General features: G+C 40.3%; 1 protein-coding gene. It reads left to right on the top strand.

Annotated elements, in window-relative coordinates:
* Window positions 1–265 precede the first annotated feature (265 nt).
* The coding region (locus WBS51_RS15175; RefSeq protein ID WP_342694167.1) for a tyrosine-type recombinase/integrase at window positions 266–663 on the top strand (398 nt) is incomplete at its 3' end.

Genomic DNA, 663 nt, shown 5'->3' on the forward strand with positions numbered 1-663 from the left:
TTGAACAAAATCGCTGCGCGATGGCCTGCCAAGGCTGTGGCATAGCGATTTTCTGTTTTCTATAATAAAAAACAGTGGAAAGCAAGTCCTAAAAGTAGTATTGTTAAATCACCACAAAATAACAATCAAACAGGATCGACCTTCCCACTGCCTATGAAAAGAATACCACCCTTCCGCTTGGTTGGCAAGCGGTTTTATGACCCAAATGCACCTCCGTGTAAAGCAGTGTTTTGATTACTACTGATTTTACATGGAGGATTTTATTATGTATGAAAAATATTTAGAACAGCTTGAGGAAGCCGGAAAAATCCGCAACCTCAAAGAACGTTCCATCAACTGCTATAAAAACTATGTTTCTTACTTCCTGAAATATCAAGCGAAGCACCCTGAAGAACTTACCTGCCAGGATGTCAGAAATTTTTTGCTTGCCAAAAAAGAGGAAGGACTAAGAGCCACAACTCTGAACCTTTATAATTCGGCTATCCGTTTTTTCTATCGGAATGTCCTGCATATCCTTTGGGATGATATCACAGTTCCACGTATGATTCTGGAACACAAGCTTCCGACCGTACTGACTGTTGATGAAATAGACCGTCTATTAGAAGCTGTTGATGATATCAAATATAGAGCCATGTTTGCAACGATGTATTCTTCCGGGATGCG

Source organism: Blautia acetica, from assembly GCF_038739805.1.
Lineage (GTDB): Bacteria > Bacillota > Clostridia > Lachnospirales > Lachnospiraceae > Blautia.